Source organism: Deinococcus multiflagellatus, from assembly GCF_020166415.1.
In the GTDB taxonomy this organism is placed as follows: Bacteria; Deinococcota; Deinococci; order Deinococcales; family Deinococcaceae; genus Deinococcus; species Deinococcus multiflagellatus.
This window is the reverse complement of sequence record NZ_JAIQXV010000013.1, coordinates 99,905-112,237: the sequence shown is the minus strand read 5'-3', so window position 1 is coordinate 112,237 and position 12,333 is coordinate 99,905. Positions and strand designations below refer to the sequence as shown.

Genomic DNA, 12,333 nt, shown 5'->3' with positions numbered 1-12,333 from the left:
CATGAACAGCGTGAACGTGCAGAAATTCCTGCTGACCGCCATTGCCGGGTGCGCCGCCGCCCTGATTGCCTACAGCGCCGCCTTTGTGCGCGGCGATCTGGGCGGCGTGTTTGCTTACCTGCGCGCGCGTGGGGCCCTAAAGCGCCTGCGTGAGAGCGGCACCGAGGCGCAGATTGCCGAAGCCCAGCGCCACCTCCACGCCCTGGGGGCGCAGGTGGGCGATCCGGCCTTTGCGGCCACCATGATTCCCCTGGCGCTGCTCGTGGGGGTGGTGGTAGGTGCGCTGGTGTGGCGCGCGTTTGGCCGCCGCCAGGGCCACGCCCCGCGCGCCGACGTGCAAGAGCGCATGGTGTACCGCCTCGCGCACCGCAAGGGCGGGCGCTTTACCCTGGCCGACCTGCAGTCGAGCAGCCCCCTGACCGAGGCCCAGGCCCAGGCGGTCACCGCGCGCATGCTGGACCTGGGCCGCCTTGTGCGCGACGGCGACGCCTTCCGCCTCGCCTGAGATGACCCCGGACCTCCTGGCCGAGCTGCTGGACGACGCCAACCACGGCCCTGCTCACAGCGTGCGCGCGGCCCTGGCGCGGGTGGACGGCCAGCCACACCCGCGCGTCGCGGCGCTGACCGCTCACCTGCGCGCGGTGAAGCACGAGACCTGGGTGGCGGTCACGGCGGCGGCTGGGCAGGCACCCCCCCCGGACGACGCGGGCCTGACCCGCCTGATGGCCTGGGAGGTGACGGCCACCCGCGCCCTGCCCCCAGAGGCCCTGGCCCGGCCCCTGGGCTCCACCGGCCCCACCGTGCAGGACGCCCTGCTGGCCCTGGCCCGGCACACCGTCTGGCACGCTGGGCAGATCGCGGCGCTGGCCCGGCGCCCCCTGCTGGTCTGACCGTGCCCCAGGACCGCCCGTTTCTGACCGACCCCAACCCGGACGGCGTGGCCCCAGCTGGCGCCGTGCCGGCCGCGCTGTTCGATCTGGCGGTGAACCGCGCCTGGGCCGCGCTGCGGGGCCTGCGCCCGGCCCAGCCCGGCGCCGCGCTGGCCGCGTGGCACGCCCGCACCCGCTTTGCCCGCCGCGTGCCCCTGGCGGCGGTGCAGGCCGCCCTGGCCGCCCGCCCTGCCGAGGGAGAATGGCACTGGGCCGGTGGCGAACAGGGCACATGGGTGCCGGGTCGCGCGCCGTTTCCCTAGCGGGTGGGGGTGCCGATGCGGGCCGGGCCAGCGTCCTTCCCCTTCATCGAGGCCCAGTGCTCTGCGGCGCAGAGGCGGAAACTTGGGGCGTAGGGCAGCAGCAGAAAATGGGGGAGAGGCGCGCCAAAGAAGGCTGTTCTGACAGCGGCTGCCAGTTCCACCCTCGGGCCAAGAACGCCCCTCAATTCCACTTCTGCCGCTGTCTCTTCCAGAGACTCACGCCGTTCGGCCCAGCTGCATTGAGGGGAGATACCCTCAATGCAGCTGGGCTCTGCTGTGAGAGCGAACCCCAGAGCCACCTCCAGTTTTGCCCTTAACAGCTCTGGGGCGAACGAGGGGAGACAGGGGACAGATGCAGGGCAGACGTTTTGCCCCGGGGTGGTCAGATTCACGCCTGAACCCGCACGCCACCTCTCCCCGTCACCCTTCCTGGATCAGCTGTTTTCCTTCAGGCTCTCCAGGGCCACCCGCACCGCCCGCGTGATCTCGGCGTCGGGCAGGTAGGGGAGCGGGGGGCGGTCTTCAGGCCACGCCAGGGCCACGGCCGAGTTGGCGGGCACATGCATAAAGGCGCAGGGCACCCCGGCGCGCCCACCCTGCGCCAGATGGTGCAGCGCGCGGTACAGCACGAAATTGCACACGTACAGCCCCGCCGTGTTGCTGATGTGCCCCGGCAGGCCCGCCGCCCGCCACGCCGCCAGGGTGGCGCGCAGCGGCCAGGTGCTCAGGTAGGCCGCAGGCGCGCCAGCGGGGCCGGCGGGCTGGTCGCGGTAGGTCTGCCCGGCGTTGTCGGGAATGGCGAAATCCATGACATTCACCGCCACCCGTTCCAGCGTCACCTGGGGCCGCCCGGCCGCCAGCCCGGTCAGCAGCACCGCGCCGGGCTGCGTGCGGTCCATCAGGTCTGTCAGTTGCTGGGCTGCGGCGTGCGGCTCTACGGGCAGCAGGGCCGATTCAATCTGCCAGTCGCCCACCTGCAGGCCGTGCAGCGCCCGCGCCGCGTTCGCGCTGGGGTTGTCTGGGTGGGTATGAAAGGGCTCGAAGCCGGTCAGCAGCGCGGTGGGCATGGCCCGAGGATAGAGGGGAGGCGGGCGGCAGGGTACGCTGGGCAGATGAACCGTGCCCTGGCTCTTGTCCTGCTGGCTCTGGCGCCCTCGGCGCTGGCCGCGCCAGTCACGCAGTACGCCGTCCTGAAGGCGGCGAAGGTGCAGACCGGCCTGATGACCATGACCCTGGATTACATCGAGGTGTTTTACGACTCGCCAGAGGACGCCGCCCGCGCGGTGGAACTGGGGTACTACCCGAATGCCCGCGCGTTCCAGGCCGCCCTGCCGCCCAGTGGCGTGCTGGCCCGCAACGTGAACCCGCAGCTGCGCACCCTGAAGACCGATGCCCGCACGGTTTTCGAGCTCGCCTGCCCCGAGAAACCCGGCGCCGAGTCCTCGGACATCGTGCCCACGCCGGTGTCGCTCACACGCTTCGTGTCGTCGTGGAAGGGCAACCCGGCCGCCTGCTGGCCCTTTGCGGGCGGGGTCGTGCGCCTGCGCCTGGACGGCGCGCGCGTGCTGAAGGTCAGTCAGGTGTACTTCCCCTGATCAGCCCCTGCCCCTGACCGTCCCCTGCGCCGCAGTTGCCCGCGCCGGGGCAGGGCTATGCTGCCCCCATGCCGGAACTGCCGGAAGTGGAAACCACCCGCCGCAAGATCGAGCCGCTGCTCTCGGGCCGCACGATTCTGGAGGTCGTGCACGACGCTCCGCACCGCTACCGCGACACCCACCGGGCCGCCGGGCGCCTTGTTAAGGGCCTCAGCCGCCGGGGCAAGTACCTGCTGCTGCACCTCGCCGAGCAGAGTGCGGCCCAGGACGAGGCCCACGACCTTGAACTGCTGGTGCACCTGGGCATGACCGGGGGCTTTCGCCTGGAGCAGGGCCAGCACACCCGCGTGACCCTGCGCACCGACGGCGGCGAGCTGTATTTCGACGACCCGCGCCGCTTCGGCAAGATGGCGGTGGTGCCGGCCGGGCAGTACGCCGGGCATCCCACCCTGCTGGCGATGGGCCCCGAACCGCTCTCCGACGATTTCCGCGAAGAGGCCTTTGCCCGGCTGGCGGCGACGTGTGGTCCGGTGAAGCCGTGGCTACTGTCGCAGAAACCCGTGAGCGGCGTGGGCAACATCTACGCCGACGAGAGCCTGTGGGCCGCGCAGCTGCACCCCGCCCAGACCCGCCTGACCCGCGAGGAAGCTGGGCGCCTGTACCACGCCGTGCGCGAGGTGATGGGCCATGCGGTGGCGGCGGGCGGCAGCAGCCTGGGCGACGGGGTGGGCAATTACCGCCAGCACGACGGCCAGAGTGGCGGCTACCAGACCCAGCACCACGCTTATGGCCGGGCCGGGCAGCCGTGCGACCGCTGCGGCGCGCCCATCGAAAAGACTGTGCTGGGCGGACGCGGCACCCATTTTTGCCCCGTGTGCCAGCCGCTGCACCCCCGCGCCCGTCAGGAGACCCCATGACCGACCTGACCGGGCTGCGGCTGTCCTACACCCGCGCCGAACTGCGCCGCGCGGCCCTGCACGCCAACCCCCTGCACCAGTTCCAGGCGTGGCTGCAAGAAGCCCTGGAGGCCGGGTTGCGCGAGCCCTACGCCCTGAGCCTCGCCACCGCCGACGCCAGCGGGCGCCCCAGTGTGCGCACCGTGCTGCTGCGCGGCGCCGGGGAAGAGGGCCTGACCTTCTACACCAATTTCGAGTCGCACAAAGGCCGCGACCTGGGGGCCAACCCGCAGGCCGAACTGCTCTTTCACTGGGCCGAGCACGAGCGGCAGGTGCGCGCCTTTGGCCCCGTTACCCGCGTGCCAGACGACGAAGCCGACGCCTACTTTCACGCCCGCCCGCGCGAGAGCCAGCTGGCCGCCCACGCCAGCGCCCCGCAAAGCGCGCCCATTGCCAGCCGCGAGGCGCTGGAGGCCACCTTTGCCGACCTGCACGCCCGCTATCCCGGCAAGACCCCGGTGCCCCGCCCGGCCTTCTGGGGCGGCTTCCGGGTCCAGGTGCAGGAATGGGAGTTCTGGCAGGGCCGCGCCAACCGCCTGCACGACCGCTTCCGGTATATCCGGGCAGGCGGGGAGTGGCAGATCACCCGCCTGATGCCCTGAGCGGGTAGAAAGGGTCTTTGATCGGGTTTCTGGAAACATCCGTGACTCGAGTTGGCCGTTTTGAAGAAAGGACTTGCGGGGGAGAACCAGCTCTGACGCGTCGGGCCGTCGACTTGAGAGGGGTTGCAGGAGCGCAACCTCTCATTCTTTCCCGAACGATTCAGATGTGGGCGGCTGTCTGAGCGGTGGTGCGGACAGGTTTCAAGCGAGGCAAGCAGGTTCTCAGCTCAACCTGCCTGGGCCGTGCGTTTCCCGTCGGCTTCTGCTCCGCTGTCCAGGGCCCAACCTCTGCAGCGCAGCCCTGTAAGCCTCTGCAAAAGGGGGCAAAGCGCTGTATTCACCCAACTGCCCCAGCTGACGTGCTGCACCTCTGCGCACCCTTGCTGAAGGGTGACAGAAGTGGGCGGGAGGCCAGTTCCCGGTCGGGGTAGCATGGGCCCATGCCGCTGCATGTGGTCGAATCCAGCGTCCGCGCCCGCACCGGGCAGCCGGAAGACGGCGCCGACCTGCTGGTGGTCACGCCCCACCACGTGGCGGTGGTGGCAGGCCTGAGTTTTGGGGTTACCACCGGGGGCGCGCGGCCCCACGACCAGCCCCCGGCCCGGTTTGCCGCCAGTGTTGGCGCCGCCGCCCTGCGCGACCTGCCCCCCACCGCCGACCTGCGCGACGCCGCCGACCGCTTCACCCGCGCCCTGGACCAGGCGGTGGGCCGCGTGAGCGGCGGGGCCGGGCGCCTGCAGGTGGCCTACGCCCTGGCGGCCGTTAGCCACGCTCGGCGCGAGGTCTGGCAGATTGGCGCCGTGGGCGCCCAGTGGGACGGCGGTACGGGTCCCCAGGCCACCCACGGGCTGCCCAGCCTGCTGCCCTCGCTGGCGGCGGCGGCCCAGGCGCGGGCGGTCTTTCTGCACGCCCTTCTGGCGCGCGGCGACGCCCACCACACCCCGGCCGCCCTGCGCCACGACGACCCCGTCCAGCCCATCCTCGCCCCGCTGCTGGCCGCGCACGCTGCGCTGGCGAACACCACCGGCCCCTTTGGCTACGGCTTGGTGGACGGCCGCACCATTCCCGACGAGCACCTGCGCGTCTCGGTGCTGCCCCCTGGCCCGCGCGAGGTCTGTCTGGCCAGCGGCGGCTATCCGGCGGTGCTGCCCACCCTGGCCGCCGCTGAGCGCCACCTGGACGACCTGCTGGCGGCCGACCCGCTGCTGATCACGCGCTTTCCCTACGTGCGGCCCCATCGCCCCGGGCAGGACGGCTACGCCGACCGGGCCTACGTGCGGGTGCGCGTCTGGTGAAGGGGAGGCTCTGCCCCTCACGCGGGAACACCCTCTTTGTGGGCTATCGCGCCGTTGCCCGGGGCCCGGGTGGGCCATGCTGGCGCGCATGAGTAACCTCTTTACCGCCCAGGCTGTCGCCACCGGGGGCCGCGCCGGCACCGTTGCCAGCGAAGATGGCCGCCTGAACCTGAACCTGAGCGTCCCCGCAGCCATCGGCGGCGACGACGGCCCCGGCACCAACCCCGAGCAGCTGTTCGCTGCGGGCTACGCCGCCTGCTTTCTGGGCGCCCTGGGGGTGGCCGCCCGGCGCCAGAAACTGGACCTGGACCCCGCCAGCACCGTCAGCGCCCAGGTGGGCCTGCGCCGCGAGGGCCTGAGTTTTGCGCTGGACGTGGAACTCGAAGGCCACTTTCCCGGCCTCAGCCCCGAGCAGGCCCAGGCCCTGATGCACGCCGCCCACGAGGTCTGCCCCTACAGCGTGGCGACCAAAGGGAACGTAGACGTGCGCCTGACCGTGCGCTGAGGAGAGAAGCAAAGAGGCTTCTGCCGTTGGTGGCAGATCTGGGGTGAGCACGCGGCGAGAGAGCGTGGCTCACCTTTCTTTGTTGCCTGTACCTGGGCTGCGCGCAAAGAGCCGTTCTGTATCTCGACTGGACGCAGGTGGTCGAAGCCAGCCGGAAATCTTTCTTGGACTTCGGCCGAGAGAGGCCCGAGGCTGGCTGAATCCAGCTGCCGGCTCTAACCTCCGAGAGATGCCGTGACCTGTGACGGCATGGGGTCGACCAAAACGACGCGCAGAGCTGCACAGAACAGCAGCGTCGGAAAGGCAACGGTTTGCTGTGCATTACACCGGAGATGCGCCAAGGGTGGGGAGGCGCAGGTCTGTTCTGGAGTGTCTGGGTATGGTCCGCCCGCCACAGAAGCTTTGCCTGGGCCGTCCTCCCAGCTGGGCAAGCTGTCCTCCTGCCCTCCCTTTAGCCGCGTGGGTCCAGGCTGGTGTCGCTGAACTCCTCACCCAGGAGGTTCTGGCGCTCTGCGGGTGTCAGGGCCACCATCACCTGCCGCAGCACCACGTCCACGGCCTGCTCGGCGCTCTCGTCCAGGGTCAGGCCGTCCAGCAGCGGTACGCCCTGCGCGCGGGCCAGGGCTTCGAGTTCATCTTGCATGGCGCGAATTTCGTCGAAATAGGCCATGTAGCGGTGCAGGGGGCGGCTGGCGGCGGTTTCGGTGTCGCGGCTTTCAAAGTGGCGGCGGTGCTCGGCCGGGTCGGGCAGGGTGACCAGCATGGGCACCATCAGCGCACCCTGAAACGCCTCGGCGCGCAGGTAGCCGGGAACCAGATGCACGCCCTCCAGCACCAAGCTGCTGCCCTCCTGCACGCTGCGTTCCACCACGGCGCTCAGGCCCACGCTGACCTGCCCCACCTGATCGCGGAAGCCGGCCAGCAGCGCCTCGCGGGTGGGGCGCTCGGGGCGCTGGGCGCCGGGGGGCAGCAGGGCTTCCCAGGCATTGAAGGTGCTGGCGTGCAGGGTGGGCACCAGGGCGGGGGAAACCATCGCCCGCATCACCTCGCGAATGGAATCGGTGCTCACCACGCGCGCAATCCCCAGGCGGTAGGCAATCTCGGCGGCCAGGAAGCTCTTGCCGGTGCCGGACACGCCGCCCAGCAGCACGATCACCGGGCGGGGCGGGCGGCGAATCACCCGCAGCAGGCGGTAGCGGGCGCTCACATCCGGGCCCACCTCGTCGCGCAGCAGGGCTTCCACCTTGGCCTGAATGGCCTGCCGGGTCACCACCCGGTCCTCGCGTCCGCGCAGGTCGCGCTGGGTCACGCGCGCCACCTTGCGCGCCACGTCGGGGGTCACGCCCGCCGCCAGCATGGACTGCACCAGAATGCCCTTGGAAAAGGGGCTGGGCACAGTGCTGCCCTCGCCAATCACGCCCAGTTTGCCCCGGTTGTGGCGCAGGTAGCGGTAGGTCAGGCGCAGGTGTTCGCCGTAGCGCTGGGCCAGGGCGTCTTCAATCAGGTTGTCAATTTCCTCGGCGCTCAGGCGGCGCACGCCCCGCTGGCGCAGCCGCACGTCCACCACGCTGGCGGTGGCGTAGGCGTCCTTGCTGGACAGCCCGGTGTCTTCCAGCGTGCGCGCCAGCACGCCCCGGCTAAAGGGCAGCTCGCCCTTCTTGGCGGTCACCAGAATGTCGGCAAAGGCGGGGGTCTGCGCCTCGGCGGCCTGGGCCACCTCCGGGCCCAGCACGTCGCGGGCCACCTCCACCATCAGGGCCTGCAACTCGGCCGGGCTGACCACCGTGCGCCGCGCCAGGCGCAGCTGCTGCTCAATGCGCCGGGCCGCGGCGGCAGCCTGGGCGCCCTCGGCCCCGGCGTTCACCAGCGACTCCACCAGCAGGCCCCGGCTGAACGGAAAGGCGTGGCGCGCGGTGCCAATCCGCAGTTCGGGCTGGGTCACGGCGAAGGAATGGGGGAGAGGGGCGCGAGGCGGTTCACCCGGGCAGTGTACTCCCCCCGTCCGGCGCCGCCGAAGGCCCAGGGCACGGTGTGGTCGGACGCCGTGCAGAAGGGCGCGGCTTGCGTGAGAAAGTCCACAAGCCGCGCCTTGACTGTGCCTATGCCCCGGGCGCGGGGGCGGTTGGCCTCAGCTCCGCCCCTCGCGCTTGATCGCGCCTTCCAGCAGCAGCCCCAGGGCCAGGCGCATTTCTTCGCGCAGCGGGCGCTCGGTGCCGTAGGCGCTCCAGCGCAGCGCCACCATCAGGTAGGTATCGGCGATCAGGTTGCTGATGCGCTGCAGGCTGAGGTCGGTGCGCATCTGCCCGGCGTGGTGCATGGGCCGCAGAATCAGCTCAATGACCTTGCTCAGCGGCAGCGCCTGGTACGCGGTGCGGGCGCGCTCGGGGTTGGGGTTCATGACCTCGTAGGCCAGCGGCGGAAACAGGTCGCGCTCGCGGGTGTTTTCCTCGGCCAGCCGGTCCCAGACCTCGTACAGCACCGTCAGGGGCGGGGTGCCCTCGTGCAGCCGGGCCTCGGCGTGGTCGCGCAGGCGGTTCATCACCTCGCTGCCGTAGTCCAGCAGCACCGCTTCCTTGTAGGGGTAATAGTTGAAGAAGGTGCCGCGCGAAACGTTGCTGGCGCGCGCAATATCGGTTGCGGTGGTGGTCTGGAACCCGCCGCGTTTGAACAGGTCAATGGCAACCGAATAGATGCGGGCGCGGCGGCGCTCCTTCTGGCGTTCGCGCAGCGAGGTGGAATCCATGATTCCCCAAGGTATAGCGTGCCGGGTTCAAAATTGCACCCTGTTCAAACAGGTTCCGGGAAAGGGCGCCCAAGGCAGCTCTGGTACGCTGTGCCGTATATGACCGTGATTCTGGGCATCGACATTGGTGGCAGTGGCATCAAAGGCGCGCCCGTGGATACGGCCACGGGGCAGTTGGTGGCCGAGCGCCGCCGCATTCCCACCCCCGAAGGCGCCGCGCCAGACGACGTCAAAGCCGTGGTGGCCGAACTGGTGGCCCACTTTGGCCTGCCGGGGCCCGTGGGCGTGACCTTCCCCGGCATCGTGCAGCGCGGCCATACCCTGTCGGCGGCCAACGTGCACAAAGACTGGATTGGCCTGAACGCCGACGCCCTGTTCACCGAGGCCACCGGCCACGACGTCTTTCTGATCAACGACGCCGACGCCGCCGGGCTGGCCGAGGCGCGCTTCGGGGCCGGGGTGGACCAGAGCGGCACCGTGCTGGTGCTGACCTTTGGCACCGGCATTGGCAGCGCCCTGATCCATGACGGCGTGCTGGTGCCCAACACCGAACTGGGCCACCTGTGGCTGCGCGACAAGCACGCCGAGACCTGGGCGTCGGACCGCGCCCGCGAGCGCGACGACCTGAACTGGAAGCAGTGGAGCAAGCGCGCCTGCACCTACCTGCAGCACCTGGAACTGCTGTTCAGCCCTGAACTGTTCATTATTGGCGGCGGCATTAGCAAAAAGGCCGAGAAATGGCAGCCGCACCTGAAGCTGGAACGCAGCCGGGTGGTGCCCGCGCAACTGCTGAACGAGGCCGGCATCGTGGGGGCCGCCATGATGGCCGCCGGGCACCTGGCCCCGGCCAAGCCCAGCCGCAGTGCCAAAAAAGTTTAGACTGAAGCTCAAATGTTCTCCTGGGAACTTTTCGAGCGCCGCAGGCGTACAGGGGGTCGTATGGGATTCTTGAAACGAATGATGGCTGCAGTCGGCGTGGGGGGGGCCAAGGTGGACGCCCAGGTGCACAACCCCACCGTGCGCATTGGCGAGAGCGTTAGTGGCGTTGTGGTGGTGCAGGGCGGCGGCGTGGAGCAGCGCATTGAGCGCATCAACCTGGGGCTGGCCACCATGTACAAGGCCGACGACACCTACGTGCACCACCAGCTGAGCAAGGTGCCGGTAATTCCGGGGTTCGACTTGCGCGCCGGTGAGCGCCGCGAGTTCCCCTTCAGCATTCCGGTGGCCCCCGGCACCCCGCTGACCCTCAGCGGCACCCGCGTCTGGCTGGCCACCGACGCCGATATTGCCGGCGCCGCCGACCCCGGCGACCAGGACCAGCTGCAGGTGCTGCCCAGCCGCGAGATGGAGGTGCTGTTCCAGGCCGCCCAGCAGCTGGGGTTTCAGATTTCGGGCAGTGAGGTGGAATACCACCACGGCCGCATTGCCCAGGAAATCAGCTTCCGCCCGCCCTACGGGCAGTACAAGATTGCCGAGATCGAGATGATGCTCTTCCCGCAGGGCGGCGGCCTGGACGTGATTCTGGAGGTGGATCGCCGCGCCACCGGGATGGCCAGCCTGTTTACCAGCGAGTTCGAGCAGAAGGGGCGCTGGCACCTGAGTGCCCAGACCCTGAATGCCGGTGTGGACGCCGTGGCCCGAGAACTGGAGGCGCGAATCCGCAGCCTGATGTAACCCAGGAGGGAATGGGGGAGAGGGACGGTGCGCGCTTCAGGCACCGTCCCTCCCCTGTGGGTTGGCGCACGTGGGCCGCTGTCCCCTGACCGCAGCGCGCTGTCGTACCCTGGGCCATGCGCCCCGACGCCCTGACCCTGGTGGAAATCGCGGACCTGCTGGACGCCGCCTACCACGCCGACCGCAACCCTGAGGCCCAGGGTCCCATTCCCGAAACGCGCGCCGCCCTGGCCGACTACCTGGGCTGCCACCCCGAGACCCGCGCGGGGGTCTGGTCCATCTGGCAGCCCCAGTTGCTGGCCGCTGGAGAAGATGCAGACGCCGCCGAATACTGGTTGGATGCCGAATTCATCGAGCCCTGCCATGAGGAGGCGCGGCAAGAGTCTGGTGGCGGAGGGTCAGCGCGCGAGGTATCCCAGGCCGCCGAGGCTCAGGGCTCAGGGGTCAGCCGGGTCATCACAAAGGCGAGGGTCCCCTTTGACTGATCCTTCCAGTAAAGCAGGCCCCCGTGCGCGCCAGTCGTGTTAGAACGGTCACCGTACACCTCGCCCATCACGACCCCCCCTTTGGAGAACTCAAGGCGCCATGTTGGGCTGGATGGCAGTGGGGTGGTCTGCAGCTTGAAGATCTGGTTCTTGCCTGCAGTCCCCTTGCCGCTCACGCTGTACTGCTCGCCGCGCAAGGTCAGGGTGCCGGACAGCGCGTACGTCTGCTCGTCTGTGTAGGTTGCTGCGGTGACAAGACGCAGCGGCTCGGCAGGCTGTGACGCAGTGGCCTGCGCCGTGCCCTCGAAGGTGCCGTGCAGCACCCAGGGATCGCTGGGAACCACCACGGTTTCACGCACACCACAGGCGCTCAGAGCCCCGAGAACAAGAAGACCAACCAGAAGACGCATGGCCGCAGGATAGAGAAGGCGGCGCTTGTTGGAGGCGGCATTTGCCGCTCCGGGTTCTGGAGTGAAGGCTGGCTCCAGTGGACATGTCGGTGGAGGAGCCGGGGGATACCGGCTGCGCCTCGAGAGCGGTTGACCATAGAACCCCCTCACCCCTCGCGGCGCGAGGCCCTCGCTGCGGCGCCGCTCTTCGAGTCCCAAGGGGGGAGAGGGTCGAGAACCAACATCCTCTTGATGGCAACGGCTCTACTGAACGGCCAACTGACGAAGAGGTGGTGCCGCCATGTGGCCCGGCCCTCCCTGCGGTGTGAACACTGGTGCGGCCCGTTTTCCAGCGGTGCAGGGCGGTAGTTATGAAAAGGTACTCTGGAACGCTTGACCCGCTGACACCCCTCTGCGGGCCCTGCTGGTCGAAAAAATGCCGTCATACGTGACGGCATTTGTTGGCAGTCGTCTTAGACCGTGAAGCTCTTGTCGCACCACCACATCTTCACGATGGCCGGCTTGTCGCTGTTGTAGCGCACGGTATGGACGGAACGGGTGCTGCTGTAGATGCCCAGGTAATAGGTGTCGCCCGAGGCGTCGGTGAACGCCAGATACATGCTGCCGCTGAACGCGCCGCTGGGGCCCTGAGCGTCCACATTGACCACATAGTCGTAAATGCCCGGCGATCCGGTGAGGGTGATGCCGTACACCTGACCATTGTCGTTGGCGCGCATACAGGTGCTGAGGTCGGTGTTGCCGTTGATGGCGGCCCGCTCATTGGGCTGCATGCCCCGGTCAGATTGAACGACGTTGGGGTTGTCCTTGGCTTCGCCGCATGCACCTGTGAAATTGCAGATGGGATAGTCCGACATGGCTGCTCCTGTGGGGAAAAGA

General features: G+C 69.2%; 16 protein-coding genes. 11 read left to right on the top strand and 5 right to left on the bottom strand.

Annotated features, from left to right (window positions below):
* Window position 1: 1 nt before the first annotated feature.
* Genes K7W41_RS15210 through K7W41_RS15200 form a run of 3 tightly spaced genes read left to right on the top strand, consistent with a single transcriptional unit; the run spans window position 2 to window position 1,192 of the window.
* A complete protein-coding gene (locus K7W41_RS15210) occupies window positions 2–505 on the top strand; it encodes a hypothetical protein (protein WP_263489868.1) in 504 nt (167 codons plus the stop codon).
* Between the two features lies 1 nt (window position 506).
* On the top strand, window positions 507–890 hold the full coding sequence (locus K7W41_RS15205; RefSeq protein WP_224610187.1) for a hypothetical protein: 384 nt from the start codon (window positions 507–509) through the stop codon (window positions 888–890).
* 2 nt (window positions 891–892) lie between these two features.
* Window positions 893–1,192 carry a hypothetical protein gene (locus K7W41_RS15200; protein WP_224610184.1) on the top strand — a complete coding sequence of 100 codons (300 nt, stop codon included), beginning with the start codon at window positions 893–895 and terminating at the stop codon, window positions 1,190–1,192.
* A gap of 434 nt (window positions 1,193–1,626) precedes the next feature.
* Here the strand turns inward: K7W41_RS15200 and K7W41_RS15195 are convergent, their stop codons facing one another.
* The gene (locus K7W41_RS15195; RefSeq protein ID WP_224610182.1) at window positions 1,627–2,259 is read right to left on the bottom strand and encodes a pyroglutamyl-peptidase I; all 633 of its coding nucleotides are present in this window, start codon (window positions 2,257–2,259) and stop codon (window positions 1,627–1,629) included.
* A gap of 45 nt (window positions 2,260–2,304) precedes the next feature.
* On the opposite strand from K7W41_RS15195, the gene K7W41_RS15190 reads away from it, so the two are divergent.
* The 5 genes from K7W41_RS15190 (at window position 2,305) to K7W41_RS15170 (ending at window position 6,145) form a co-directional block, all read left to right on the top strand.
* Entirely contained in the window at window positions 2,305–2,787 is a 483-nt protein-coding gene (locus K7W41_RS15190) for a hypothetical protein (protein WP_224610180.1), read from the top strand.
* 68 nt (window positions 2,788–2,855) lie between these two features.
* On the top strand, window positions 2,856–3,704 hold the full coding sequence (locus tag K7W41_RS15185; protein ID WP_224610178.1) for a DNA-formamidopyrimidine glycosylase: 849 nt from the start codon (window positions 2,856–2,858) through the stop codon (window positions 3,702–3,704).
* The gene (gene pdxH / locus K7W41_RS15180; protein WP_224610176.1) at window positions 3,701–4,345 is read left to right on the top strand and encodes a pyridoxamine 5'-phosphate oxidase; all 645 of its coding nucleotides are present in this window, start codon (window positions 3,701–3,703) and stop codon (window positions 4,343–4,345) included. The genes K7W41_RS15185 and pdxH overlap by 4 nt, the downstream gene beginning before the upstream one ends.
* 440 nt (window positions 4,346–4,785) lie before the next feature.
* On the top strand, window positions 4,786–5,640 hold the full coding sequence (locus tag K7W41_RS15175; RefSeq protein WP_224610174.1) for a hypothetical protein: 855 nt from the start codon (window positions 4,786–4,788) through the stop codon (window positions 5,638–5,640).
* Between the two features lie 88 nt (window positions 5,641–5,728).
* A complete protein-coding gene (locus tag K7W41_RS15170) occupies window positions 5,729–6,145 on the top strand; it encodes an organic hydroperoxide resistance protein (RefSeq protein WP_224610173.1) in 417 nt (138 codons plus the stop codon).
* A 451-nt stretch (window positions 6,146–6,596) separates the two neighbouring features.
* On the opposite strand, the gene K7W41_RS15165 is transcribed toward K7W41_RS15170, so the two are convergent.
* Both K7W41_RS15165 and K7W41_RS15160 read right to left on the bottom strand, forming a co-directional pair.
* A complete protein-coding gene (locus K7W41_RS15165) occupies window positions 6,597–8,087 on the bottom strand; it encodes an ATP cone domain-containing protein (RefSeq protein WP_224610171.1) in 1,491 nt (496 codons plus the stop codon).
* 186 nt (window positions 8,088–8,273) lie between these two features.
* Complete coding sequence (locus K7W41_RS15160; protein ID WP_221088412.1) at window positions 8,274–8,888, bottom strand: TetR/AcrR family transcriptional regulator; 615 nt, start codon at window positions 8,886–8,888, stop codon at window positions 8,274–8,276.
* A gap of 99 nt (window positions 8,889–8,987) precedes the next feature.
* Between K7W41_RS15160 and ppgK the strand changes: the two genes are divergently transcribed.
* The 3 genes from ppgK (at window position 8,988) to K7W41_RS15145 (ending at window position 11,047) form a co-directional block, all read left to right on the top strand.
* A complete protein-coding gene (gene ppgK / locus K7W41_RS15155) occupies window positions 8,988–9,767 on the top strand; it encodes a polyphosphate--glucose phosphotransferase (protein WP_224610170.1) in 780 nt (259 codons plus the stop codon).
* A gap of 60 nt (window positions 9,768–9,827) precedes the next feature.
* Window positions 9,828–10,562, top strand: coding sequence for a sporulation protein (locus tag K7W41_RS15150; RefSeq protein WP_224610167.1), 735 nt, complete (start codon window positions 9,828–9,830; stop codon window positions 10,560–10,562).
* A gap of 116 nt (window positions 10,563–10,678) precedes the next feature.
* Window positions 10,679–11,047, top strand: a complete 369-nt coding sequence (locus tag K7W41_RS15145; RefSeq protein ID WP_224610164.1) for a hypothetical protein — start codon at window positions 10,679–10,681, stop codon at window positions 11,045–11,047.
* Here K7W41_RS15145 and K7W41_RS15140 read toward each other — a convergent pair.
* Window positions 10,993–11,457, bottom strand: coding sequence for a hypothetical protein (locus K7W41_RS15140; RefSeq protein ID WP_224610162.1), 465 nt, complete (start codon window positions 11,455–11,457; stop codon window positions 10,993–10,995). The two genes, K7W41_RS15145 and K7W41_RS15140, sit on opposite strands and share 55 nt — an antisense overlap.
* A gap of 452 nt (window positions 11,458–11,909) precedes the next feature.
* Window positions 11,910–12,311, bottom strand: a complete 402-nt coding sequence (locus K7W41_RS15135; protein ID WP_224610160.1) for a hypothetical protein — start codon at window positions 12,309–12,311, stop codon at window positions 11,910–11,912.
* Window positions 12,312–12,333: the final 22 nt, after the last annotated feature.

What these genes read in the sequence shown, in the direction of transcription:
- K7W41_RS15140 (WP_224610162.1), bottom strand. Translation starts at nt 11,457, where the DNA reads ATGCGTCTTCTGGTTGGTCTTCTTGTTCTCGGGGCTCTGAGCGCCTGT.
- K7W41_RS15145 (WP_224610164.1), top strand. Translation starts at nt 10,679, where the DNA reads ATGCGCCCCGACGCCCTGACCCTGGTGGAAATCGCGGACCTGCTGGAC.
- K7W41_RS15150 (WP_224610167.1), top strand. Translation starts at nt 9,828, where the DNA reads ATGGGATTCTTGAAACGAATGATGGCTGCAGTCGGCGTGGGGGGGGCC.
- K7W41_RS15175 (WP_224610174.1), top strand. Translation starts at nt 4,786, where the DNA reads ATGCCGCTGCATGTGGTCGAATCCAGCGTCCGCGCCCGCACCGGGCAG.
- K7W41_RS15210 (WP_263489868.1), top strand. Translation starts at nt 2, where the DNA reads ATGAACAGCGTGAACGTGCAGAAATTCCTGCTGACCGCCATTGCCGGG.
- ppgK (WP_224610170.1), top strand. Translation starts at nt 8,988, where the DNA reads ATGACCGTGATTCTGGGCATCGACATTGGTGGCAGTGGCATCAAAGGC.
- K7W41_RS15185 (WP_224610178.1), top strand. Translation starts at nt 2,856, where the DNA reads ATGCCGGAACTGCCGGAAGTGGAAACCACCCGCCGCAAGATCGAGCCG.
- K7W41_RS15190 (WP_224610180.1), top strand. Translation starts at nt 2,305, where the DNA reads ATGAACCGTGCCCTGGCTCTTGTCCTGCTGGCTCTGGCGCCCTCGGCG.
- K7W41_RS15135 (WP_224610160.1), bottom strand. Translation starts at nt 12,311, where the DNA reads ATGTCGGACTATCCCATCTGCAATTTCACAGGTGCATGCGGCGAAGCC.
- K7W41_RS15195 (WP_224610182.1), bottom strand. Translation starts at nt 2,259, where the DNA reads ATGCCCACCGCGCTGCTGACCGGCTTCGAGCCCTTTCATACCCACCCA.
- K7W41_RS15205 (WP_224610187.1), top strand. Translation starts at nt 507, where the DNA reads ATGACCCCGGACCTCCTGGCCGAGCTGCTGGACGACGCCAACCACGGC.
- pdxH (WP_224610176.1), top strand. Translation starts at nt 3,701, where the DNA reads ATGACCGACCTGACCGGGCTGCGGCTGTCCTACACCCGCGCCGAACTG.
- K7W41_RS15160 (WP_221088412.1), bottom strand. Translation starts at nt 8,888, where the DNA reads ATGGATTCCACCTCGCTGCGCGAACGCCAGAAGGAGCGCCGCCGCGCC.
- K7W41_RS15170 (WP_224610173.1), top strand. Translation starts at nt 5,729, where the DNA reads ATGAGTAACCTCTTTACCGCCCAGGCTGTCGCCACCGGGGGCCGCGCC.